The sequence below is a fragment of the Neobacillus sp. BP17 genome, from assembly GCF_059579525.1.
The window spans coordinates 2,655,439-2,679,585 of sequence record NZ_CM184198.1 but is presented as its reverse complement, the minus strand read 5'-3'; the positions used below and the strand labels follow the sequence as shown (position 1 = coordinate 2,679,585).

25 protein-coding genes are annotated in these 24,147 nt (G+C 36.2%); 5 read left to right on the top strand and 20 right to left on the bottom strand.

Features of this window, described 5'->3' with window-relative positions:
- Nucleotides 1-110: 110 nt before the first annotated feature.
- The 13 genes from AC4QJR_RS12980 to AC4QJR_RS12920 all read right to left on the bottom strand — a co-directional run bounded on the left by AC4QJR_RS12980 (nucleotide 111) and on the right by AC4QJR_RS12920 (nucleotide 11,712).
- Nucleotides 111-464 carry a VOC family protein gene (locus AC4QJR_RS12980; protein ID WP_098573009.1) on the bottom strand — a complete coding sequence of 118 codons (354 nt, stop codon included), beginning with the start codon at nucleotides 462-464 and terminating at the stop codon, nucleotides 111-113.
- Nucleotides 465-618: 154 nt separating this feature from the next.
- On the bottom strand, nucleotides 619-993 hold the full coding sequence (locus AC4QJR_RS12975; protein WP_496526452.1) for a VOC family protein: 375 nt from the start codon (nucleotides 991-993) through the stop codon (nucleotides 619-621).
- A gap of 138 nt (nucleotides 994-1,131) precedes the next feature.
- Nucleotides 1,132-1,392: a hypothetical protein gene (locus AC4QJR_RS12970; protein WP_306460587.1), complete on the bottom strand. Its 261-nt coding sequence runs from the start codon at nucleotides 1,390-1,392 to the stop codon at nucleotides 1,132-1,134.
- Nucleotides 1,393-1,570: 178 nt separating this feature from the next.
- Nucleotides 1,571-3,004: a group II intron reverse transcriptase/maturase gene (gene ltrA / locus AC4QJR_RS12965; RefSeq protein WP_496523769.1), complete on the bottom strand. Its 1,434-nt coding sequence runs from the start codon at nucleotides 3,002-3,004 to the stop codon at nucleotides 1,571-1,573.
- A gap of 751 nt (nucleotides 3,005-3,755) precedes the next feature.
- Nucleotides 3,756-3,914, bottom strand: a complete 159-nt coding sequence (locus tag AC4QJR_RS12960) for a hypothetical protein (protein WP_179195816.1) — start codon at nucleotides 3,912-3,914, stop codon at nucleotides 3,756-3,758.
- A gap of 562 nt (nucleotides 3,915-4,476) precedes the next feature.
- On the bottom strand, nucleotides 4,477-5,067 hold the full coding sequence (locus AC4QJR_RS12955) for a hypothetical protein (protein ID WP_496526451.1): 591 nt from the start codon (nucleotides 5,065-5,067) through the stop codon (nucleotides 4,477-4,479).
- Between the two features lie 225 nt (nucleotides 5,068-5,292).
- Complete coding sequence (locus AC4QJR_RS12950; protein ID WP_496526450.1) at nucleotides 5,293-5,505, bottom strand: DUF5316 family protein; 213 nt, start codon at nucleotides 5,503-5,505, stop codon at nucleotides 5,293-5,295.
- Between the two features lie 545 nt (nucleotides 5,506-6,050).
- On the bottom strand, nucleotides 6,051-6,719 hold the full coding sequence (locus AC4QJR_RS12945; RefSeq protein WP_496526449.1) for a Type 1 glutamine amidotransferase-like domain-containing protein: 669 nt from the start codon (nucleotides 6,717-6,719) through the stop codon (nucleotides 6,051-6,053).
- Nucleotides 6,720-6,876: 157 nt separating this feature from the next.
- A complete protein-coding gene (locus AC4QJR_RS12940; protein WP_496526448.1) occupies nucleotides 6,877-7,395 on the bottom strand; it encodes a YfiT family bacillithiol transferase in 519 nt (172 codons plus the stop codon).
- A 395-nt stretch (nucleotides 7,396-7,790) separates the two neighbouring features.
- The gene (locus tag AC4QJR_RS12935; protein ID WP_496526447.1) at nucleotides 7,791-8,762 is read right to left on the bottom strand and encodes a patatin-like phospholipase family protein; all 972 of its coding nucleotides are present in this window, start codon (nucleotides 8,760-8,762) and stop codon (nucleotides 7,791-7,793) included.
- A gap of 279 nt (nucleotides 8,763-9,041) precedes the next feature.
- Complete coding sequence (locus AC4QJR_RS12930; RefSeq protein WP_496526446.1) at nucleotides 9,042-10,055, bottom strand: endonuclease/exonuclease/phosphatase family protein; 1,014 nt, start codon at nucleotides 10,053-10,055, stop codon at nucleotides 9,042-9,044.
- A gap of 236 nt (nucleotides 10,056-10,291) precedes the next feature.
- A complete protein-coding gene (locus AC4QJR_RS12925) occupies nucleotides 10,292-10,810 on the bottom strand; it encodes a methyltransferase domain-containing protein (RefSeq protein WP_496526675.1) in 519 nt (172 codons plus the stop codon).
- A 419-nt stretch (nucleotides 10,811-11,229) separates the two neighbouring features.
- Nucleotides 11,230-11,712, bottom strand: a complete 483-nt coding sequence (locus tag AC4QJR_RS12920; protein WP_496526445.1) for a DinB family protein — start codon at nucleotides 11,710-11,712, stop codon at nucleotides 11,230-11,232.
- An 819-nt stretch (nucleotides 11,713-12,531) separates the two neighbouring features.
- Here AC4QJR_RS12920 and AC4QJR_RS12915 point away from each other — a divergent pair.
- Nucleotides 12,532-13,749 carry an IS110 family RNA-guided transposase gene (locus AC4QJR_RS12915; RefSeq protein WP_375377754.1) on the top strand — a complete coding sequence of 406 codons (1,218 nt, stop codon included), beginning with the start codon at nucleotides 12,532-12,534 and terminating at the stop codon, nucleotides 13,747-13,749.
- A 141-nt stretch (nucleotides 13,750-13,890) separates the two neighbouring features.
- Here AC4QJR_RS12915 and AC4QJR_RS12910 read toward each other — a convergent pair whose 3' ends face one another.
- From AC4QJR_RS12910 to AC4QJR_RS12895, 4 genes are all read right to left on the bottom strand, one after another.
- Complete coding sequence (locus AC4QJR_RS12910) at nucleotides 13,891-14,772, bottom strand: PhzF family phenazine biosynthesis protein (RefSeq protein WP_496526444.1); 882 nt, start codon at nucleotides 14,770-14,772, stop codon at nucleotides 13,891-13,893.
- A gap of 316 nt (nucleotides 14,773-15,088) precedes the next feature.
- Nucleotides 15,089-15,370: a hypothetical protein gene (locus AC4QJR_RS12905; protein WP_496526443.1), complete on the bottom strand. Its 282-nt coding sequence runs from the start codon at nucleotides 15,368-15,370 to the stop codon at nucleotides 15,089-15,091.
- A gap of 190 nt (nucleotides 15,371-15,560) precedes the next feature.
- Nucleotides 15,561-15,872 carry a hypothetical protein gene (locus AC4QJR_RS12900; protein ID WP_496526442.1) on the bottom strand — a complete coding sequence of 104 codons (312 nt, stop codon included), beginning with the start codon at nucleotides 15,870-15,872 and terminating at the stop codon, nucleotides 15,561-15,563.
- Nucleotides 15,873-16,086: 214 nt separating this feature from the next.
- Nucleotides 16,087-16,545 carry a 2-thiouracil desulfurase family protein gene (locus AC4QJR_RS12895; protein WP_496526441.1) on the bottom strand — a complete coding sequence of 153 codons (459 nt, stop codon included), beginning with the start codon at nucleotides 16,543-16,545 and terminating at the stop codon, nucleotides 16,087-16,089.
- Nucleotides 16,546-17,036: 491 nt separating this feature from the next.
- On the opposite strand from AC4QJR_RS12895, the gene AC4QJR_RS12890 reads away from it, so the two are divergent.
- Entirely contained in the window at nucleotides 17,037-17,942 is a 906-nt protein-coding gene (locus tag AC4QJR_RS12890) for a branched-chain amino acid transaminase (protein ID WP_496526440.1), read from the top strand.
- A 702-nt stretch (nucleotides 17,943-18,644) separates the two neighbouring features.
- On the opposite strand, the gene AC4QJR_RS12885 is transcribed toward AC4QJR_RS12890, so the two are convergent.
- The gene (locus AC4QJR_RS12885; RefSeq protein ID WP_098576924.1) at nucleotides 18,645-18,851 is read right to left on the bottom strand and encodes a hypothetical protein; all 207 of its coding nucleotides are present in this window, start codon (nucleotides 18,849-18,851) and stop codon (nucleotides 18,645-18,647) included.
- Between the two features lie 248 nt (nucleotides 18,852-19,099).
- Between AC4QJR_RS12885 and AC4QJR_RS12880 the strand changes: the two genes are divergently transcribed.
- From AC4QJR_RS12880 to AC4QJR_RS12870, 3 genes are all read left to right on the top strand, one after another.
- Nucleotides 19,100-19,570 carry a hypothetical protein gene (locus AC4QJR_RS12880; RefSeq protein ID WP_496526439.1) on the top strand — a complete coding sequence of 157 codons (471 nt, stop codon included), beginning with the start codon at nucleotides 19,100-19,102 and terminating at the stop codon, nucleotides 19,568-19,570.
- A gap of 403 nt (nucleotides 19,571-19,973) precedes the next feature.
- Nucleotides 19,974-20,783 (top strand): TrmB family transcriptional regulator, encoded by an 810-nt coding sequence (locus AC4QJR_RS12875; RefSeq protein WP_496526438.1) that lies wholly within the window; start codon nucleotides 19,974-19,976, stop codon nucleotides 20,781-20,783.
- A 90-nt stretch (nucleotides 20,784-20,873) separates the two neighbouring features.
- Entirely contained in the window at nucleotides 20,874-22,268 is a 1,395-nt protein-coding gene (locus AC4QJR_RS12870) for an MFS transporter (RefSeq protein WP_496526437.1), read from the top strand.
- Between the two features lie 420 nt (nucleotides 22,269-22,688).
- On the opposite strand, the gene AC4QJR_RS12865 is transcribed toward AC4QJR_RS12870, so the two are convergent.
- Together AC4QJR_RS12865 and AC4QJR_RS12860 are read right to left on the bottom strand one after the other, a co-directional pair.
- A complete protein-coding gene (locus AC4QJR_RS12865) occupies nucleotides 22,689-22,934 on the bottom strand; it encodes a hypothetical protein (RefSeq protein WP_098576934.1) in 246 nt (81 codons plus the stop codon).
- Between the two features lie 316 nt (nucleotides 22,935-23,250).
- Nucleotides 23,251-23,676, bottom strand: coding sequence for a MaoC family dehydratase (locus tag AC4QJR_RS12860; RefSeq protein WP_098576937.1), 426 nt, complete (start codon nucleotides 23,674-23,676; stop codon nucleotides 23,251-23,253).
- Between the last annotated feature and the right edge of the window lie 471 nt (nucleotides 23,677-24,147).

The window sequence follows — 24,147 nt, the reverse complement described above, 5'->3', positions numbered from 1 at the left end:
AAATATTGATTATTTTTACAAATCTGGATTTCAAATTTTCTCTAATATGACTTTGCTTTTTATCCTTTAAAAATATAAAAATATGAACTATGCATTGATTGGTAAATTAATTAACATTTGCACACCATTAAATGGTTTCCATAAGGGTCTTTGAAATTAAACCAGTGATTATGCTCAATTTCTGTTGTTAATTCAACATTCTTATCCTTCATAAAGCTATAGGCTGCTTCAATATCGTGGGCATTAAAATGAAAAGCTGGAGTTTTAAAAATATTTTCTTTTGAATAAATCTTGCTATCTAATACAATTCCAGTTCCATTCGATGTTGGTATAATAAATAAATGTCCAAATAAAATCTCACCTTCTTCATCTAACCCCAAAATCTCACAATACCATTTTCGTGCTTCTTCAACATTACTTACAGGAATAAAGACTGTTCCGATTTGATTTAAAACAGGATTCATTGGAACCTCCTAAAATTGAATTTATTAAAATAATACGCTTTCTTATGTTACTCCTTTACTAAAGCAAAAGTTGAATTAGCCCTTCCTCGATAAAAGTGCCTCAATAGTTGAGTCAAGAAGTCGCAGGATGTATTCTTTAAAGCAAATTTCTATATTAGCCAGTACAAACCATAATAATATTTCTATCAGGATCCCTAATTGTAAAATAAGAAAAATCATCAAAATTTACAATTTCGGATTCAATTTTATATCCCAAACTATTTACGTAATTATAGGCTGCATTGATTTGATCTGTGTGAAAATTAAATAACGGATATTCGTAATTGTTCGCTTCTTTTATTATTTCTTCTGGTCCTGCATCTAGAGTTAAACCAGTATGATCGTTAATTTCAATATTATAAACAGGCCTTCTGATTTCTGCCGTATCGTATGCTTGACCAAGTAATTGTGAATACCAAATTACCGACTTCTCTAAATCGCTGACGTGGACAAAAATAGTATTGATCTGGTTCTTTATCGGACTGTTCATTCTTTCCACTCCTTTAATTATTTGAATCGTCTAGGGATTCATCTATATAAACGGTGAATGAAGTCATTACTTAATTGGTTTAGGTTCTCAATTGTCATATAGATCTCCATTTTTTTATTAAATTCACACTATAATGTTTTATTCAACATTAAAGGATGTTAACCCTTCTAATGTATGTACTATAACGTCATAAATTGCAGCATTAAAAACACCCTCTGTCATCGCCCTACCAAATCCAATAATCCGACCATTTATTGTAACCAATGCTATGACATTACTTGCTTCGAAAACTTGTTTGATAATCTCGTTTGTATGCTTTGTCCAACCGACGGAAGAATAGATTTCCTTCATTTCATCAAGATTCACTTTAGAAAAATCACTATGTATTCTTAAATCCATAAAACCCCTCCTTACAATACTTTAAGTATTTCTCCATTATTATTGATTGCACCTTCTTTAAGTAACCTGCTTCGTTAGCTCAATAAATAAAGTAGGGAAACCTTTCTCAAGGCTTCCCCCTTATCAAACCGTACGTGCCCTATTAAGGCATACGGCTTACCAAATGTTACAATGTTTATCAAGAGGATGCGTTCCAGGCATTTTGCATCTTTTGAAGTCGGTGAGGAGAATAATATTCCTCACCTTTTGCTTTTGAACGTTTGATGCTGTTTTGAAGGTCCCTTTTTGCTTTACTAGTCATTTCGTTTAAATACTGTTCCTTTGTGTACCCATATGCTTTATTTAAATAGAGCCAATATGTGGGAATCAGATTAATTTTGAGAAAGAAGGCTTTACTCCAAAGACTACGCATCTTCCTCTCTTTTCTTTGCGAGGGATGATTATGAATAAAAGCCACCCTTAGTCTTTTTCTTATGTAACCATCTAGAGAAGAAAGGGTTCTTCGAACCCACCTTGTAATACAATGGTTTGAAATCCCTAATTTTATATTTCCTTTTACTGCATCAACTACAGTTAGGTAGTAATTGACTTTCCCCCTGATTATAGGGTTAACACGTTCAATCCACTCTTCCTTACTCAATGTAAGTGTTTTGCGTGTCTTTTCCTTTATCTTAAGACGAAAGTCTTTAATGGATTCTTCCTTTGGTGTTACATGAAAGACAGGCTTTTTGTCTTTCTTTCCTTCTCTCCAATGGTGAAATGTAAAGCCAAGAAAATCGAAATCGTCTTTCTTAAAATCTACTATTTTTGTCTTTTCTTTAGAAATTTCTAGTCCGAGTTCTTTTAACTTATCCTTGGTTATTACGGCAGCCTTCTTAATATCCTCTTTTGTTTTAGCAAATAGTAGAAAATCATCTGCATAACGGACAAATCGTATCCCGTTTAAATCCCATTCCCAATCCATTTCGTTTAGATAGACATTGGCAAGGAGAGGTGAAATGACACCACCTTGAGGTGTCCCGTAATCAGAATGAATGGTTTTCCCCTCTTCCATATGCCCAGCTTTGAGCCATTTCTCAATCATATTAAGGACCGTACGGTCCGATACATATTTCCTTAATACTAGAAGGAGATTATTATGAGGTATGTTATCAAAGAATCCTTTAATATCACAATCGTAAATATGATTATAACCAGATTCTATGTTCCATAAAATTAATTGTAACGCTCGTTTGACTCCACGATTTGGACGGTAACCCACTGACCAATTGTGAAAGAGCATATCTTCGAATTTTGGTTGTAATACGTTTACCACACTCTGTTGCACAATACGGTCTTCTATCGTAGGGATTCCAAGAGGACGCCTCTTACCATTCTTCTTGGGAATGTATACTCTTTTTACTGGTTGAGGTTGATACGATTTTGCCCTTAATTTGTTAAGGAGGATTTGAATGTTCTCATCTAATTTAGCTTCATAACTTTCAATGGTTTCTCCGTCAATCCCACCTACACCTTTGTTTTCTTTTACTTTAAGAAAACTTTCGGTTAATTTACGGTCAAATAAGAGTTGTCCATATACACTATGTAATTTCATTTTCCACTCTTGATTCATTGCATATTCCACGCCTTTCCTTGATGTACATTCAAACGGTTTTACCGCAGTAACATGATTGTTGGCATTACATCTTGTTCATGGCTTGGAGCCATAGGTTATTCCCCTTCCGTTCACTCGATGTTCTGGTCATCAAGTTACTCCCGTACTATGAGAATGTCTGACTACTCCACCTGTTCTTTGTCACTTCGGATTACCCTTATAGACTAGAACCCTGCCTGTTCGGTAAGGTGGAGTCCTCACGGGGTCATCGCATTTCCCTTCTAAGCATACCCTGCACCATCACGCTATAAGTTACATTTTCTCGTTCTGACTTCTGAGGAAAATGTCTCCTGAGTGGGCTTCCTTACTCTTCGAAAAGTCGCCAACTTATCTCGCCGCCGTGCTTCACACTTATTGCATTAGGGTCTACCTATTCGCTTACGGGTCTCTCGACTTTCCGCATCTCCTTCAGACAACACCTCACGGTGTTGCCCTAGATTAAGCTTCCCAAGCTAGGTCAGTCTCCTTGGGTATGGATTTTCACCATCTGGGATTCCTATTCATTATCCTCACCAAGTCGTTTCACCGAGATGACGTCTCTTTCAGATAATGAAAAAGAAGAGTGTCGACTGAGTCAACACTCTACGCGACTGCCCGTCGCACAAAAAGCTGCCTCAATGACAGCAGTGTTCTTCAACTCTTGCACCCCGTTACTATAAGTACAATCCTTCACAAGTCTTTGAAAAGTTGTAATTTAATCATTTTAAGGTCAAAAATTATTGGGTCCGAAAGGATTTTCTGGTGGATATTCCTCTAACTTATCAGCTGTTCTTTCATCTGGTGAAGTCGCCCCAGATTTTTTGTCAAAATAAATGGCTATTCCAGCCAATATAATAATAGGTGTAAATATATAAATCCAAATCATCATGACACCTCCAAACTAACAAACGAATTACTAATATTATATTACAAATTTAACTTTTTTTTACAATATTATTAAACTAGTTTTTGTGCTTCGAATAAATTAAAAGTGTGAGACTAAATCACAAAAGAACAACATATTTTCATTATCCCTTTACTTTCAATTTGACTAAAAAGATTCATTACAGATGTTTCCAAATAGTGTAAAATATAGATTGATAGAAAACAAAGGAGTTGTTTAAATTGTTATCATTTTATTATCAACGCTATAAGTCGTGGGTTTGGCTTATTTTGTTCTCAGCTTTTGAAATAGGGGCAATATCTAAATCCTTTTACTCATCATTGTGGGAAGTTATACTCAACGCAGTTATAGGCTTAATTTGTTTAGGGGTATATATTCGCTTAAGGTTACTCAAACAAAATCAAAATTGAACCTAAATTAAACTGTACTATATAAAAAACATTCTTCAATTAACCTGATCCGTTACTTGAATAAGAAAAATGCCTTGCCCCTTATTGAAGCAAAGCGCCCGTTAATTGAAGAAGACTATTTCAAAAACTTCCCATTCTTACCCTTTAACCTTATGAGCGGAAAAATGCTTAGCAACAACATAGGAGTTGCCCATTAATAACAGTTTATAATCTCTTGTTTCATAATATTCGTCTTCCTTAAATGGTAACAAAGTGGTCGGATAACCATTTTTGGTTAACACCTTTTGATAGGATTCCATTAACGGCATTGGACCCTCAATAAGACCAGAACCCTTATGTAAAATATGATCAAGTCTATAATGGGAGAGCTCATCAAACGGTAAGTAACCCTTCGTATGGCTATGGTGGGTTTTATACAGTTCCCCAATGGTTTTAAAAGTCGATTTCGCTCTCCCCTTTAAGATTAACTTGCCGCAATCGTTGTTATATTTCCATAGCAATTCATGTTCACTTAATATCTCCAATTCTTTACTCTCAAAGGTTTCAAAACGATATTTAGAACCGCTGTCCCGACAGACAATCTGCCACTCCTCTAGAAGTTCATTCTCATAAGCACGATTTATTTGAAGATTAAGGGTTATATCGAATTCGTCTCTTTGTAATCCAGCTAGGACTATATCCACATCCGTCTTTAATTTAGAAATGGCTTCATGAAAATTTTCCAACATGAATGTTCACCGCTTTCTTTCTTCTTTGATAGATAATGTATATGCAGCAAAAAGGAGCATATTTCCCCCACGAAATAATGCTCCTCCAAAACTTTAAATTGCTGTGAAATAACAGCACTTATAAAAACAAACCTATTATAGTAAATGCAAATAAACAAAACTTCCACATTAGTTGAACAAAAATAAGCTTTACTCTCTTTTTAAAGGAAAGCACTTCAGAATCGATTATTGTAATATGAAATAAATTAACCCAGAAATTACTAAAGAAATTATACCGACAAAACCAGATATTAACGCTATTTTCGTTCTGGAATTTCTGTCTTCTGGGGTTTCTGAATAAAAATTTCCTCTTTGACGGTCTCCATCAACCCAAGCCCCGATAAAAACACCTGAAATAATAATACCTACTATCCCCACAATTAGGAAAAACTGAAACAATAAAATGCCCCCTTTTAAACCGCCTACCAATACATACGCATAAAGGGGATCTTTGTTTCATATTAGTTTTCCTTTTTCCACTAAACTGCTCCATTAGCTTAATCAGAAATTTCAATTGAATGTTGCTTAATAAAAAAATGAACTGTACCAAGAGGACAGTTCATTTAAGTGGTATTAGTTCACTTTCTTTGGAGGATTAATGACATTTTTATAAAAACATCTTATCCATTTAGCTAACAAACCGTCCCATTTTCACCACGTAGATAAAAAACTAAAAGAAGAAGCAGCTCTCTAGGCAATGTCTGCCTCTCTTTTAGTTCTGTTTTCGTCCACAACCCTCCTGTAAGGGGAGGGTCTACACTTTACTGGTATTTGTATTTCTGTCAGGTAATCTCCCTTGCTATTTGAAATATTATGGTCAATAATCGTCCTTTAAATGGAATCACAGATAATTCGCAGCCTGTTTTCTTAATTACAGTTGAAATCTTATTTTCATCATAAGAATCTCACCTACGTTTTTTGATCTGTTTAGCGGAGGAGTAATTTCAGTGCGAAAACAGTTTCCAATGCCCTTCGGAGACAACTTCGACCTCTCCGTCGATCACTTTGATGGCGGTTTGATCATCCATTGCATACGCCGCCCCCTGCATCCCGGCGGCCCATCTCTCTGCATTAACCATCGTGTTATACGGCAGCATCTCGTGATCCAAATGCGGGAACATGGCAAAATCGACAAGTCCCAGCGTTTCATCCCCCCCGTTGGGTGGAGTCCAGCCAACGAAGAAGTCCCCGATCTTAGGTGCCATCACCATGCTCCCAGCACTCATTCCCACATAGACTGCGTGCAGCGACGGCAAGAGGTCTGCCAGCCCTGATTGCCGCATCCAATGGCACAGGTAGAGGGCGTCACCGCCCGACACCAGCAGGACGTCCGTCTCCCGGACAAGCGGCACCCAGCGGTCTTCGTCGATGCTTGGCAGCGCTGTGAGCTCCAACACGCCGACGGACTTCCAGCCCAGGTCGACCATAGGGTTCTCTTCTTTCCCGCTGATGAACTTCCAGGCTTGGACGCCGGGGCCGACCCAGGGGTGTCCGTACATCGCTGTGGGGATGCACAGGGCATTTGATTCGGCGATAGGCTTGCCCAGCATGTCAACCAGCGCGTCATGTATGCTTTTGTTATTGATGCCTCCAGATGTAAGTAGTAATTTCATAATCTCCACTCCTTGTCGTTACAAGCTACTATTTTATACTGCATTTTAACCTATTTTTTCATATCCATATTCAGGAACAAGAACAAAGAGCTGCCACCTTAACTCTTTGGTTTGCACAAGCACCCGTTACATTAATTGTAGTTGTTCACAAATTCGATTACCAGCCCTTACGCTTTCGCAAAGAAGTAATATGACCAAGATGATGACGCCCATGCCAAGCGTAGATTCCTATATTTTTACCAACAGAAACCTCACCAGAATCTGGGTGGATAAATGTCTTTTTCATATCAGTTGGACTTAGACTACGTAAAAGGTTTGTCCAGCGTTTATGCAATGCTTCAAGGAGAGATAGTGAAATATCAATAGGTAATTTATAATCAGAAAGTTCCGCCCAATTAGTTTCGTCATATGGCTTAATTACGGGAATTTCTTCTGTAAGAGCCAATTTAAAGCGAACGTATGCATTCATATGACTATCTGCAAGGTGATGTATTACTTGTCGAACAGTCCACCCTTCTGAACGATAAGGTGTATCAAGCTGTTCATTATCTAAGTCTTTTACAGTATCTCGCAATAATCTAGGTAAATTTTCAATATCATTTATCCATTCCTTTGTAACGCTGTCAGTTATCACACCATTAAATTGAAATTTTCCAATTGGATATTTCAAATCCATCTACTATTCCTCCTCTACGTCTCTATTAATTTTTTTTGCTTACTAAATGAAATGTCTAAAAAATATGTAATTCTACATCATTTCCTTTAATCCTTTACACCTCTATATGTTTTTTACCTAACCTGGCCCGTTAGCCATCCATGAATGAGCTTCGTCTTATTAAGAATTGCCTTTTTCACTAAATTACAGAAGTTTATTTTCATGGTAGTTAAAGAAAAGAGATGATTGCATTATTTTACTCAAAATGCGAAATCAAAGAAAAAAGAAGCTACATGATTGAAATAAAATACTCATGTAGCGCCTTTTTGTAAGCTTGTCTACTTAAAATACCTTATTGCTCATCCCATTGGGTCGACAAGGAGGCAAACTCGACACGACCTTGACTCCTGACGCATTTAGCAAAAGTCCCAATATTTACGGATAAATCTGCTAACCTCCGATAAATTCGTATTGTTTGCGATAGTTCTGAGTACAGGGATTGCTTGAACATCATCTTGCTGAAAGGGAGTGGGAATCTGTGGATCGAGGCGGAAAAACCCTTTGCCGAGCAATTGAGAGCTCAAAAATGCATCCGCTTCTTCCGTCCCTTCAACGGTGATCGTTAAAAGAGGAACTGCCGGTTCATGCGGTTCTAGTAGATTCGGAGGGATAAATCCCCAGTTTGGTGCGGTACCAATAGCCTGATTATTGCTACTGAGAAATCCCCATTCACTGGTGTCCTTTTGAATACTGTATGGGAAGAATCCGGTGCCGATCGATAAAAGCGCAATGTTGTCGAGTTCTTGTTTGCCTTTTTTTACGGCAAAGGAAATTCCAACAGTGCTTGGATTACTGGCGACCATAGCTCCATCAATAAATTGTTGGAACGCAGGAAAAAAACCTGGAAAAGCGCTGCTGGCCACCGCGACATCGATTACCTTATGTTCCAAAAACGGAGATCCAGGAAAATTGTTAAAGAACACAGGGGTCCAATGCCCTAATTCACTGTTGAATAAAGCAAACGCTGGAACGACGACTCGTTTATGCAAATCTTTTAAACGGAGATTCGGGGGAAAGAATGAACTTAATACATTGATTAATCCTTCATTGTTATATTTTGTAGTGGTGAGAGGTCCACCAGGTTGTGGATTGCTAAAAATTTCCCCGACCGTATCTACATTGAATGAAGTATTAATTTCTTGCGGTGATCTTCCGCTTGCCAACCCTAGGGCAATGATCGACCCAACAGAGGTTCCGACAAGCAAATCTGTTTTTTTAATCAATTCGGGAAATTTTTTGTCACTGGTCAGTCTTGTTAGAAGTTGGCTGCTTAAAGCTCCTCGGACCCCACCACCATCAAAAGTTATCACACGATATTTTCTAGACAAATGAAACACCTCCTATCTATTTAAATCACTATACTCTATTCCTTTTTGTCCAATTTTGAAACTGGCACTATACCTATATATTCACATATTTTACAAAAAAATAAATATGGTAGTATTGAGGATTCTATTACCTATAAGGTCGTTATTGTAGTTTTAAAATAGGGTCTTCTTGGTTGTGGGGTGCTTAGTAACAGAAAAGGTTAGTGAAGGTTCTTTATACTCCAAGTGAAAAAGACCGTTCCTGTATAACCAAGAAACGGTCAATCTGACTTTCAAAAATTAGTTGCTACTCTCGTCACTGCTTTCTTCAGGGTGATGCTTAGGATGATGCTTTAAATGTAAACTTCCAAACACTCCTGCGTGGTCGGATGGCCATAGTGCCGTTGGTGTACGATCCTTTTGCTCATCTCCTACAACGTCCAATTTTTCAACTTTGAAATCGCCTCGTAAGAGAATTAAATCTATTCTAACAAATAGTTGTGAGATCAAGTTTAATAAATCGGTATCCTGGCAACATGTTAACCCATCACCTTTTCCTGCGATCTCCCATGCATCTTTAAATCCAGCAGTAATCAAATTGTTATATGTTGGACCACTGCCGTCAGAATTGGAGTTGAAATCCCCTATGAATATTAAAGGAAGTTCAGTAGCTCCCGGGCCATTTATAAGTTCATTAGCTTGAGCGAGTTGTATTTGAAGTGTAATGGGTTGTAAAGGTGAAACGGGTTGTAAATGAGTATTTACGAGCCTAAATTTCTTTCCTACCTTTTCGACATCCACAGAGGCCCAACCAAAAAGGAGTTTTTCAATATTACCGCCAACTGGAACGGGAAGAAAAGCTTTAAAATTCTTTGTTTGTATATTTGAGAACTTAAGTCCTGAATTTTTTTGCGCCAAAATCACATCTCGATCTAAAAATCGGACGTTGAAGCCGCTACTGCTAGGTAACGTAACATCCGTAGTGTCTACAGTTGCTAAAACCTGATAATGCAAGCCTCGTTTTTTTAACTCTTTGAGAAGGATCGAAACAAAATCATACTCTACTACTACTTTAGAATTTTGAGGTAACAAAAGTTGCCATATTACTGCTTCTTGAAGACCGATTATATCCGGTTTTTTTCTTGCAATTTGATCAGCAATAGCCCCTGCTCGTACCGGAAAATTTGTTGCTTGAAATTGTCTAAAGACCTCAGTAACACGTTGTGGGAGTTGCGCTGGAGTGGTTCCTACTAGAGGCGTTAAGCTTGTTCCAAAATAGATATTCCACGTTAATAACGAAACATCGTGTTTCAAAAAAGTCACCTCCTTTGTTATATATACTAATATTAGATTAGACAAGATTGCATATTGGAACGGCAATATTACTAGGGTACCTATACATTTTAATTATTGAAGGATTCTGTCCGTTAGTCACACAAGAAAAAATGACCACGGCAGCGATCATTTCTATAGTTCTTACTACTCATTACTTTAAGAACAAACATGAAGGTAGCCTCAAAATAAGACTACCTTCATGTCTGTTCTATTATTTAAATAGTTTGTTTACCGATTAAAATCTCCAATTCAACAGTTATTTGAGCAGAATCCTTATTTAAAAAAGATTCTACTCGTTCCTTAGTTGCTGTCCAAGTTAAAGGAGTCATCTGAACTAACCACTCAATTAATGATTTGTTGAGGCTCCTCGTATAACTTAACCTTAAAGAATCAACAAACTGAAAACTCTTATTAAATTTCTCAATAGTATCAACATTAGTATAATTTTGTTTTTCAGGTTTAGTAAAAAGGTGTTCCCTTAACTCTTTTAAATAACCACTTTGAGGCACCACTTTAATGACCAAACCATCTGATTTCAACAATCTATTAAATTCATCATAATTTGATGGAGATAAGATATTAAGAATAACATCGAACTGTTTGCTCTTAAATGGCGTGTTTGCAAGGTCGGACACAGCCCAAATTTTATTCGTGTAGTTCTTAGAAGCATCCATGATACCTTCTTTAGAAAGATCTATTCCTATTCCTACTACACTTTTAAAAAATAACTCCATGGTTATATAGTTAGGGGTTAAACCCATAAATAATAATAACAAGATATTACAAAATTTGTAAATAATATTTAGTGCCTTTTTATTCCACTATCCTGCTCCGTTAGCTAAATTTCTTCTTTCCTCTCGATAAATTCAATTATCGATATTATTTTTCATTTATTTGTTACACAATAATATCTATAAACATATTAGTAAGGGCGTGTTGGTTAATGATTAATCTTGTTCGAGTTGGATTGCTCACTATTTCTTGGTTATCACTTGTTTTCTTGCCGAAAAAGTCATTTAGAAAATACCTGCCAGTTTCAAATTTGGCAGTAAGTTTAATCCTATTAACAAGTTTATTTTCTCTCCCATTCAAGCTATGGATCGTGGAGAAAGGTGGTATAAAGGAAAAGATTTTTACTGATTTAAGTCTAATTTTAGGACTCTACTTTCCAGCTATGCTGCAACTTCCGGATATAAATGATCTGACCAATGTGATATGCGTTATGAGTTGACACATTTCCGATTATTTCCCACCATTTCACGTTTCCGGGAAAACCATTAACATCACTCTCAACTTTTTCTTCAGATAATAACTCTTGCCAACGTAAAAGCACCTCTAATAGTTGTTCTTTTAAGTTAGCAAACGTATGATTTTCAGGAATAATAAAGCTGTTATTATTATTTCCTATGGGTTGCACAGCATCAACGTGAGATTTTTGGTACCTCGTTTGCCATGTTTGATTCCAATATAGTAGATGCTGCACAATTTCAGCAATACTATTACTTTCTTCGTTTGGCTTCCAAAATGCATGTTCCTCAGACAATCCTTCTACTGAATCTGAAAATGGTACGTACCAACTAGGATCATTAGCATTTGCCAACAACTGATCCAATAAAACATCATTTGCATGTAACATAACGGACACTCCTAATTTTCATATATTTTTTCTGAATATTTAAACAACGTCATTATATTATGTTCTACATTGTATATTGTATGTCCTGTTTTTATTAAACTTACCTGCACCCATTAGTACAATAAGAAAAATCCGACCTTCATATTGAAGAATCGGACTTGTTCATTAGCTCTTTATTAATTGTTCACTGTTATCCTAAGTATATCCCCCTCCTCCTAACTTAAGGGTTGTGGGGAACCGGGTGGAACGTAAAAATGTGGTACTTTAATCCATCCACGTTTACGCATTAAATTTTTTAATCTAGTTGAGAAGGCAAATCCTCTGTTTGAAACTGAATAAATAATAAACCAACATCAGTTCAAATCGATTTTCGGATGCAGCACCCGCAGACCGCATAATTAAACCTAAAGATAATTCATTTTCTATTACATTTGCAATCCCTGCGAATATAGCAATAATTGCACCACTACATTTAATTCCTTATATAAGTAGTCTGCTTCGTTAATTCAATAAGAAAAACGACCGCCGCAGCAATCATCAGCTTTAACTATTGCACCCGTTAGCCATCCATGAATCGCTAAAAATCAGCACTTCACCACAAAGAATGAAAATGTATTGAATCCGTCCATACTGCTTCTATGGCTGGGAGAGGAAGGTCGATCAACTATGGTGCCTTAGAGCCCATCCGTTAGTCTGACTCCAACGACCACGGTGCACCACAAACTGTCGCTCCCTTTCGGGAAGCACTCATGGTAGATTAATCCTAATTCTGATTGTTGCACCAGCCTCCAATTTTCAAGCCTAGAAAGGAAGATTTCAGTGGATGTTATCATTGAAAGAGCATGTGGATTAGATGTCCATAAGGACAATATCACTGCTTGTATTATGACTTCACAAGGAAAGGAGATTCAAACATTTTCTACTAAAACGGTTTTTCTATTAAAGTTATTGGACTGGATTAAGGAGAATAATTGTACTCACGTAGCTATGGAAAGTACGAGTGTTTATTGGAAACCTATTGTTAATTTATTAGAGTCCGAAGGAATAGAGTTTTTAGTTGTAAATGCTCAACACATGAAGGCACTTCCGGGACGCAAAACGGATGTTAAAGATGCCGAATGGATAGCCCAACTTCTTCGTCATGGACTACTGAAAGCAAGTTTCATTCCGGATCGGAATCAACGAGAACTGCGGGAACTTGTTCGCTATCGCCGGAGTATCATTGAAGAACGCGCCAGACAACATAATAGGATTCAAAAGGTTTTAGAAGGAGCCAACATTAAACTAGGTTCTGTTGTATCTGATATTATGGGTGTTTCATCGAAAGATATGCTTCGAGCAATCGCAGATGGTGAAGAAGATCCTGAAAAACTAGCAAACTTCGCTCGTCGTACAATGAAAAAGAAAAAAGAAGAACTTGAATTGGCACTTCAGGGCTATGTAAACCCACACCAACGCTTAATGTTAAAAACGATTTTAACTCACATTGATTTTCTAACTGAGCAAATTGAAATGTTAGACCAAGAGATAGCGCAAAGAGTAAGCACTTATCAAGAAGATATAGAACGACTCGATTCCATTCCTGGTATCGCCACAAGAATGGCTGAACAAATCTTAGCTGAAATTGGTACGGATGTTGGAAACCAATTCCCGACTGCCGCACATTTGTGTTCATGGGCAGCCTTGGTCCCTGGACACAATGAAAGCGCAGGAAAAAGAAAATCTAGCAGATCAAAAAAGGGAAATAAGTATTTAAGATCCGCATTAACAGAAGCAGCTCAATCAGTAAGAGGTTCAAAAAACTATCTCGGTGCACTGTATAGACGCACAGCTGGACGAAAGGGAAAGAAAAAGGCAGCAATTGTAGTCGCCCATGCGATGTTGCGAATCGCATATTACCTTCTAACCCGAAAAGAAATGTACGTTGACTTAGGCGAAGATTATTTTGATAAGCAAAGACAAGTATCTATTGTACGGCATTCGGTTCGAAGACTAGAAAACTTAGGTTATACGGTTACAATAACAGAAGCCTCCTAATCCATTAATCAAGTACATATACACCATCGATTAGACGCTCCTCCCCTTTTTTAAAAAGATGAATGAGCTGCGTCTATTTAAGTATTGCCATTTTTCGGATGTCACAGAAGTTAATTTTCATGGTAGTTGAAGAAGGAAGGTTTATAGAAACCATTCACCTTGGGCAATTTTTTCTACTTTTCCTCCTACATATACAGTGATTTCCCCGTTATCTTCATTTGCTTTTAAAAACAATAAGGATGGTCTTTTTATTTCATATCCTTGTTCTACACGAATATTTATTTCACTTTTTTCAAAATACCGATATTTAACTAAGTAAGAAGCTAAACATCCATTAGCACTGCCAGTAGCTGCATCTTCAGGAACTCCATAATAATCTGCAAAGTCTCGAACATTTAAATCATTTTCAGAATTATATGCTTCAGGAGAAAACACCATAATGGCTTTTGCATCAGTATCTTCAATTAATTCAAAGTATTTTTCTTTATTTACGCTTACTTTTTTAACTGCTTCTAAAGATGATAAAGGTACAACTATCACTGGAAGTCCAGTTGAAACCTCTTGGATAGGAAATCTATCATCTATGTATTCTTTATCTATACTTAAAACATCAGAAACTTTATTTGCATCTAAAATCCGACCAAAAGTTGGTTTGTTTTGTTTCATCCATAGTATTTCTTCTTCATTATCGAACGAGACGGGAATCTGTCCGCCTTTAAAATTTAATATAAGCTTATCGGATGGTTCAGTTAATACTTCGCTTTGAATGATATACGCGGTTCCTAAAGTTGGATGCCCAGCAAAAGGGACTTCTTCGTTAGGCGTAAAGATACGAACGTCGTAACCGCCAGCTTTTTCTTTGTCAGATAAAATAAAAGTAGTCTCTGAAAAATTAATTTCCTTAGCTATTTGTTGCATCTCATCATCCGAAATGTTTCCAGCATTTTTAAAAACAGCAAGTTGATTCCCTGTGTATTTTCCTTGTGAAAAAACATCAACAATGGAATAATTTATTTTCCCCATAATTTCTCTCCTTATTTGCATTTTTTGTAATATTTTATATATATCATACATTTCATTTAAATTTAAGTGAAAAACATTACGATAACCGCACTAACCTGCCTCGTTAGTACCACAAGAAAAAAGGATTGCCGCAGCCATCCCAATCTTTAACTCTTGCACCCGTTAGTTCAATAACAACCTTGAGAACAGCAGGTCACTAATATTTAACGAATGTGGTAACGCTTCGTTTTGATGCCATAGTTCGTCTGGAAAGCTCTTCTTTCCATTTCTTTAAGTCTAATTGATATTCACCGTATTCATCTTTGTAAGTTTTTTTTTAAAGATTAATTGTTCTGGACTCTTCAGGATAATTATGTGATAAGGGATAACCCAGTCGTCCTTCCTCAAATATATATAGCTCTACAACGTCCCCTATTTCCATAAATGAGTCCAAGAATGTAATAAATTCAATATCTTCCCCTCCAAGTTCATAAACATAAGGGAGGGTAAACGGCAAACTTTCCTTATACGCTTCACCATTTAGAAATGCATAATTATTTTCACTTGTGTGATATTCAGGAATAGGTTTTAATGTTGCGATAAAATAATGAGCTGTCATTGAAAAATCCCTTTCATCAATACAATATTCTTATTAAAGCAACCTATCATAAGCATAACCTTGAATAACTGCCAGTTAGCACAACAAGAAAAAAAGACCGATGCAGCGATCACTTTCTTTAACTCTCGCACCCAGTTAGTGAAAGTACATTTTTTCACAATCTTGTTTTCAAAATAAAAACAATCTGTTTTTAATCACCTGCAATAGTAATGTTGTCATATTCCTCATTCTGTAAGATTATTGCTAACTCATCGATTTCATTTATATATTTATCTGGTAAAAACACCTTTATTGATAAAAGTTTTTTTATAAATTCATCAATTTGAAGTCTATTTAATCTAGCTACCGAACGTGGACCATAATATTCTCTTATTTTACTGAGAATACCCCATTTCCCTGGATGTATGTTTCCATAAAATATCTGGGTATGTAATCCTTCGCTTATTTCTCCAAGAAAATGTTCTTCTTTCTTATTATTATAATAATATATGTCTAATCCCATTTGATTTCACCTCATTTCAAATCATTTAATTTGCTCTTAATAACTCTTATATTAGTTGAAGAACAAAAAAAGTTGGGATCGCCGTAGCCATCCCCTATCTTGAAGTAAAGCACCCGTTACTTTAAGTACATTGTTTCACAAACTTTATTTTGAAAATAGAAGTAACATTTTCTTATTTATGTAATTGTCCACAAACAATCTATGCTAATTTTAGTTAAAGAAAGGTTTCAGCAAATTTTTCTCCTGAAATTACCTTTAATCCATTTCTTTTTAATAAAGCAGAAGTAACCCCCATCCCCTCTAGTTTTTTACCAATGAATTCACCGTTATAAATCATTGAACTGCCACAGGATGGGCTATATTCCTTTAGAACTACTACGGTCGCATTTATTTCTTTAGCTTTATTTAGAGTAGCGTAAGCACCTTTTATGTAAAGGTCTGTGACATCTTTTCCTGACTTTTCAATTACTTTAGCCTTTCCATCAAGTACATCTTCTCCGTTTCCACCTATTATTTCAGCAGGTTCTCTGGGAGTTGAAAATCCTCCGAGTAATTCTGGACAAATTGTAATAGCTTTATTTTCTTCTACAAGTTTAGCTATTCCATTATTTAAACTGTGTGTACTGTTATATCTCACCTTCAGCCCCGCTAAGCAAGAACTTACCAATATCATAAATATACCCCCCCAATAAATCCTCCTTAGTAAATTTTATCAAAAATTTCTTTGTTGAACTAACCTGCCCGTTAGTGAAACAAGAAAAGCTACCTAAATGCCAGCTAGTTTTTGTGATATTGCCCAAGTTACTTTAATTAAGAAAAATTTCAGGCACCTGATGTAGTCAAAAAATACATTCCTAACAGAATACTCATTACCACACTACACCTAGAAGAAGACGTTTCAATTTAACTCCTCCCTTATTTTGACCACTATTTTCTACCTAAGACATAAAATTCTAGGTCATTTCAAGTAACCTGCCCCGTTAGTGGAACAAGAACAAAGATCCCTGCTACGACTCTTTGTTAGTTAAAGCATCGAAATATTAAAACTTTGTAGCAAAATGAGGTTTAGGTGTAGTTCATAGAATACCTGCATTTATTTTGGTAATAAATTAGCATTCTCGATTATAAATTTAAGTAAATGTCATGTTATTGGTGGGAGAATATATGAGGTATGTTTTTGATCAAGGGGAAATTCTAGAAGAATCAAAGGTTTCGGTTAGTATAAGAAATAAAGGATTAAATTATGGGTTGGGATGCTTTGAGGGAATTAGAGCTTTTTGGAATGAAAGTCAAAACCAATTGTTTATTTTCCGAATCCACGACCATTATAAACGATTCCATGACTCTGGTAATTCTCTTCATATCCACATTCCATATTCAACAATACAATTAATTCATTGGACAATTCAATTATTAAGACAAAACAATGTTCGGGAGGATGTCTATATACGACCCATTTGCTTTAAAGGAGCAAATACACTGCGTCCTGTTTTAATAGACCCTTTTAATCGGGTAAGTATTTATTGCACAAAGATAGAGTATATGCCAAAGCCTGCTCTAAAGGTTTGTGTTTCTTCATGGAATCGATCAGGTAATAATATGATTCCTCCCCAGGTGAAATCGACGGGAAGTTATTTAAATTCAGGATTAGCGACTTCTGAAGCAAGTTTAAATGGTTTTGATGAAGCTATTTTTTTAACGGATAAGGGGAATGTAAGTGAAGGACCAGGCGAAAACATTTTTATAGTAAAAAATAACAAATTGATTACCCCGCCAATATCCGATAATATACTTTCAGGAATTACGCGTGATACTATCATTCAGTTGGCTAAAAACGAATTGCATTTGCCTGTTTCTGAGAAAAGTCTGTCAAGAACAGAACTCTACTCTGCTGATGAAGTATTTTTCACAGGCACAGCTATAGGTATCAAACCTATAATAAATATTGACAATAGGATTATAGGAAAAGGTAGTGAAGGTGCTTTTACTAAAAATATCCGCTTTCTTTATGAAAATATTGTTAGAGGAAACAATCCAAATTATTTTGGTTACTGCACACCGGTGTATTAGCAAGTGTGGCAGTCTGATAAATAAAGTATACCTCCGATTGAATACCTATGGGGATTGCATCACTTAAAGGGAAAAAAGGCTACCTTCGTTTAATGAAAGCCCTATTTGTGCAAATAGAGAAAGGACCGTCACTGGTCTACCCTATGGACGGTCCTTCTACGATAATCATTTAATTCGAATAGAAAGCTGCATAACCCGCAACGATGCAAATTACCAAAAATAATGCAATAAGTGATAAAATTATTTTAATCGTTTTAGACACATTCAGTTCCCCTATGTATAACCAAAGCCTTTATAATACGCTATTTCAATAATACATTCTCCCTTCAATCAACATTTTCCTTCTTAAACTAAACTGCTCCGTTAGTACAATAAGAAGAAGGAACCACCGTAGCGATCCCTTCTTTAACATAAGCACCAAAAGCATTATACTGCATACCAGTTCTGTAAACACATTCGTTCTAAATCATTTACGGTAAATTTAAGTGAATTTAATAAACCAACCTTTTTTTCATAAGTGCTTTTACAATAGCACCTTTGAAAAAAAATGAAATTAAATGCAATAGAGCGATAAAAAAGATCATTTCTTCTTTAACTAAACTGCATCGTTAGTCCAAGAATAACCGGCAATTATTGCCCGTAATAATATACCCTGACATTGTCATAGGGATTATTCAGTTATATCAGGTAAAAACGATTTAATCACTCTGTCGATTGGGCTTGAGATGCCTTTTGTACCTGTGTTACGGCAGTTAGAGCAGACGAAATCTCGTTTGATGCCTGTTTAATCGCTTCCTGGGAAAGTGTAGGATCGGAGTTTGCCTTTTCAATTGCTTTTGTTAATAATTCCTGGGTGAGTGTTACATTTGCTTTTGCTTGATTTAGTTGATTTACATCAATTTGAGTCATAAGAACCTCTCCTTTTAATTGTAATACCTCTATATCATCACCTTTCATTCGATTATTATTAAAGGAAAAAACTACCTCAAAATTGTAAAAGTGTTATGTATTTTTAGTTTTAATTCTTAAACTAAGTTAAAAACTCAATATGGAATCAAATTTTTATTCGCAATTCTACACAAATGTACACAACATCCTTTACAGTCTTGTCTGGATTGCATAAACTATTATGACTTCATTAGAAAAGAGTGAAAATAATGTCAACAAACTTAGTTGCAACAGTAAGAATTGTCTTGGCTTTAACAGTACAAGCCATTCGATTTGCTAATAGTGCAAAACTTATCATTCAACAACTTGAAGGTTTTGGTTTACCACCCAATCCAATCAAACCAGTTTTATATCAAGATGCCATCGATAATCTGTCAGATGCTTTTAATACTATTGATGCTCCCCCTTTAAATATACAATGGCCAACTGATCCTATCCTTCCACCTAACCCTATCTATCCTAATGATCCCATAAGAATTAAACTATCAGACAACCGAGCATTGCTGGCATTAGATAAAACCAACGATGCTATCAGATATATTTACACAGCTATACTTTTAAGTGCTGATCCTGACATCACTGAGCAACTGCTTTTAATTAGATTCCAGGTAAAAGCTGCACGTCTCGCACTTGAAGATGGTATTGATGCCCCTCCATTTGCACTGGATGTTAAGAGTTGATAATTTATCGGCTCTTTTTATTTAGTTTTCAAACGTTCTTTTTACACTATACTGCCCCTTCAGTTTAATGGTTTCTTCTTAAGCTAACCTGCCACGTTAGCACAACGAGATGAAGAGACCGAAGCAGCGATCCCATCTTAAACTTTTGCACCCGTTTACTTAAGGATATTTTTTCACATTCTTATAAAATTAATATCAAATAGAGAAATCGATGTTGTGAATCTTTCAAAAAAAAGGCTAGTCGAATCAAGCCATTGCAGTATCGTTGTATATCCCCGCCCTTTCTCTCAATTAAATTAAGTAGGAAAATTAATCTGTCCCCTTCTTCCCACTTAAATTGACATCTCTACTAACACATAATATAGTAAGTATAATACTAACTACTACATAAGGAAGGTCATATATGGAGGAAATTGTTAAAGAGCTTCAGAAATTAGGTTTTTCCCAATATGAGTGCAAAGCTTATATTAATCTGCTAATAAATTCACCTGTCACAGGATATGAGGTTAGCAAGAGATCTGGTGTGCCTCGTTCGATGATCTATGAGGTGTTAGGGAAGTTACTGGATAAAGGTGCCATTTATACAGTTCCTTCAGAACCTGTAAAGTATGTTCCTCTTCCTGCCGAAGAGCTAATTCGGCGATTACGTAAAAGTTTTGAAGATTCCTTTGATTTTTTAGAAAAGAATTTAAAAACGCTGGAAAATGAAAGGGAAACCGATGTTATTTGGCGTGTGAATAGCGATGAACACGTAATGGCTGAGATTGTGGACATGATTGATAAGGCACACCATGAAATCTGGCTGTCCATTTGGAATCCACAAGCCTCTTTCATCAAGGGAGAAATAGAAAAACGAACTAATGAGGGAATAAAGGTGTTTTCTATGCTTTTTTCAGAACCGGAAACTAAATTAGGGGTTACATACCACCATGATTTTATGGCTCCGAAAATAGCAGAAAAACGGATGGGTGGGCGACTAACGATTGTGGCTCGCGACATGGAAGAAGTGTTAATAGCTAATTTCGCCCCGAATACTGCTGCTTGGGCAGTCAAAACAAAAGATCCTGCACTAGTTTTGGTGGCAATCGAATATATCCGGCATGATATTGCCTATGGAGAGTTAACAAAACAAATAGGAACGGATAAAGTCAAATCATATTGGAGAAACGATCCAGATTTGTATTACGTAGTTACAGGAAAACGGTTCGAATGAAGGACCGTATTTTCTTTGATTTTTTTATAGTAGTTAGTTAAATAACATCTATAATAATAGAAAAACAATTGAGAAAGGGTTGAGTGACATTTGATTCATACAATATCGATTCTAGTACAGAACCATCCGGGGGTCTTGGCTCAATTATCCGACCTTTTTGTTCATAGAGGATATAATATTGAAAAAATCAAAGCGGGAAAATACAAGAAAACCAATTTAACGCAAATAACTATGGCCGCAACGGGTAGTGAGGATTCATTTGATTCGCTTATAGATCAACTTGGAGCATTATCACAAGTAGTAAAAGTAGATATAGCTAAGCAAAGACGGTATTCATTTTGGTTAGTAGCCTTTTGTTTGTGTATGACCCTTCTTGGTACGAACTTGCCTGCTCCTCTTTATTCTTTGTATAAAGAAAAATGGAATTTTACTTCCGGGACCATGACTTTTATCTATGCACTTTATGCATTAATTGTGATTCCAACCATCATCACGGTTGCACAGCTTTCTGAGCAGTGGGGAAGGAAAAAAGTGCTATTTACTGGGGTCACGCTTTCTATCTTTGGGTCCATTGGCTTTGCTGTATCAGACGGAGTCAATGGACTAATATTAGCTCGCATTTTCCAAGGATTATCCGTAGGAATTCTGAACGGAATTGCTGTGTCATATATGACAGAGCTTCATCCTTTTCAAGACAAAGTGAAAAGTGCATTTGTTGCCGCTATAGCAGGTACGCTCGGAAATGCCTTGGGGCCACTTATTTCTGGTTTTCTTGGAGAATATGCTCCCTATCCTTTACAATTTTCTTATCTTATACACATTTTACTTGCTGCAACTGGAATGTTAGGATTAAAGTTCATGTTAGAAAAAAATGTTCCTACAAACCGAGCAGCTTCTCTTCGACTCCCCTCGGTGACGAAAGAATTTCGATGGCCTTTTCTAATGGCATCCTCCACTTCTTTTCTATCTTGGGGAATTATGAGTTTAATGTTATCTGTGATGCCCACATACCTTGGACTTTTTACTAGTCATGCGAGTTTAAGTTTATCCGGGACGATGGTCGCTTTAGTTTTAGGCGTGTCCACCTTACATCAGATCATGTTGAGAAAACAGTCTGCCTTTCGGTCAATCATTATAGGCTATATTTTATTAATTATTGGGCTAATCTTTCTCGTTGTTACCTTATTTACAAAGTCATTATTCTTCCTTATATTAACAACGGTCTTGATTGGATTAGGGAACGGTCCTAGCTATGCCGGCAGCTTAGCTTATCTGAACCAAATTTCCACAAATGAGATGCGGACTAATTTGACATCATTATTTTTCGTAGTAACCTACTTAGGCATCAGCATTCCTATGGTGACACTTGGATATATTGGAGAATTGATTGGTCTTACCCACGCTATTCAATGGTATTCGTATATCATGATTGGTTTTATCATCTTGAGCCTGATTAAATGGCTGAGAGGGAAGGTTCGTTCCTAATGGCCAAGTGTAATTCAAAAGTCTAGCTTTTAATATGGTACCTATAGATAGGACACTTGAAAAAGAGTGTTTCATCTATAGGTTTTTTTATATACTTAAATCTTTAAGATACGGGGACCAGGAGAACAGCTATGAGCAAGGGCAAGTTCGGATCTACGTTCGGGCAAAATTTATAAAAATCCCTCTTTTTCATCTAAAAATAACCCGGCAGACTTGCTGTCGGGTTATGATGATGACTGGTTTATGAAGAAGTTCCAAGCAAAATGAAATGTAAATTAAGTACAGGAACAGGAAAATCAAACATCCACCACAGCCCAAATATAATCCGAATCATCCACGCTAAAATTGTTTTTTTTGTAATGTATCAATTTTAATGGATAATTTTTTCTTGGCCAGATCTTAATCCTCCAGAATCGGGTTTCATCTTCTACTATATACCATTCCATCAATGATCATTAAGGTTCTACCGTCTTCGGTAAATCCACTATGACGGTTTAAATATTCCACGGGAATGATTTCTCCTGTTTTTTCATCGTAAAAAACAGTGAAGGCTTCATCGGTCAAAAAATCTCCATTTAAATTTTTATCAACGTTTGGTATGGATTCACGGAAATTAATATTGGTATCGATTTCAAACTTACCCTCTTCATTAGTACAAAAAGACATTGTAAACCCTCCACTCTTCTTTTTTTCGTATTTTTTTCATTTTTTCTGGAGTTATCCAAAACTTAATAAAAATTATTATGCCTAAATATGCTGCAAGAATTTTTTACTTTTTATATCAAGGACAATCTTAGTTTGGTCTTGCTACAATTAAATTTATTCCTTCGTTATTATCTCAAGCATGGGAAACGTATGAATCTGATAAACGTATTGAAGGCTTTTCGCCGCAAACATTAAAAGCATATAAACTATAGTCCGGCTTACTTATACGGCCGATTGACTTGTGTAGATTATTTCACTTATTTTCAATTACAACACATCATCGCTTAATCAATCCCGACAGGTGTACTTCTAATACTTTATCTTCTTTATCGTTGTAAGTAGATAACAATACAGTAATGATTCCCGATTCATTCTTCGTCGCTTTCTTATCGATAACCTCGGCGATGATATACAATTCATCACCAGGATACACCGGTTTTATAAATTTCATATTATTCATCCCTGTTCCAGCGATGATATCATCACCATAGATACCTTGTTCAATCCAAAGCCTTACTGAAATGCTTAATGTATGTAGTCCGGAAGCGATGATTCCATCAAATCTCCCCTGCTTTGCTTTTTCCTCATCTAAATGCATATATTGAGGATCAAATTCTCTTGCAAATCTCATAATATCCGCTTTTGTCATTTTGAAGGACTTAGTTTCAAACACCTGTCCAACTGTAAACTCATCAAACTTCATAATTACACCTCTTATTTAAAAACTTTTGCACTTGTTTATATTAAGGTAGCATCAAATGCATATCAAGTTAAAAAAATACTCAAAATCCTCTAAAATCAATAGAAAAGAATACTTTTTTGGGGATATAGATAATTCATCTTTGCGATTGTAAATACCTTATTTAACTCCCTCAGTTTGATACGAATATCTCTTGAATGCTCACTTATTCGCAGGATTTCATAACCCTTGTAATTGGATTTACGGGTAATTAAAATGAATTCAGATCATTTGGCTTCGTGAAGGCATAGTCAAATAAAGGAGTTAGCTACTACTCCATATTTTACCATATAATGTACATCTCCACGCCGCCCCTGGAGGCTTTCCCTCCCATGTCTCAACGGGTCAATTGCCCTCTCATTCCTTCGTCATGCCTATCCAAGGGGTGGAGGCCAGTTATGCTAACCTGATGGGTCACAGTGCCCTTTTGTTAAA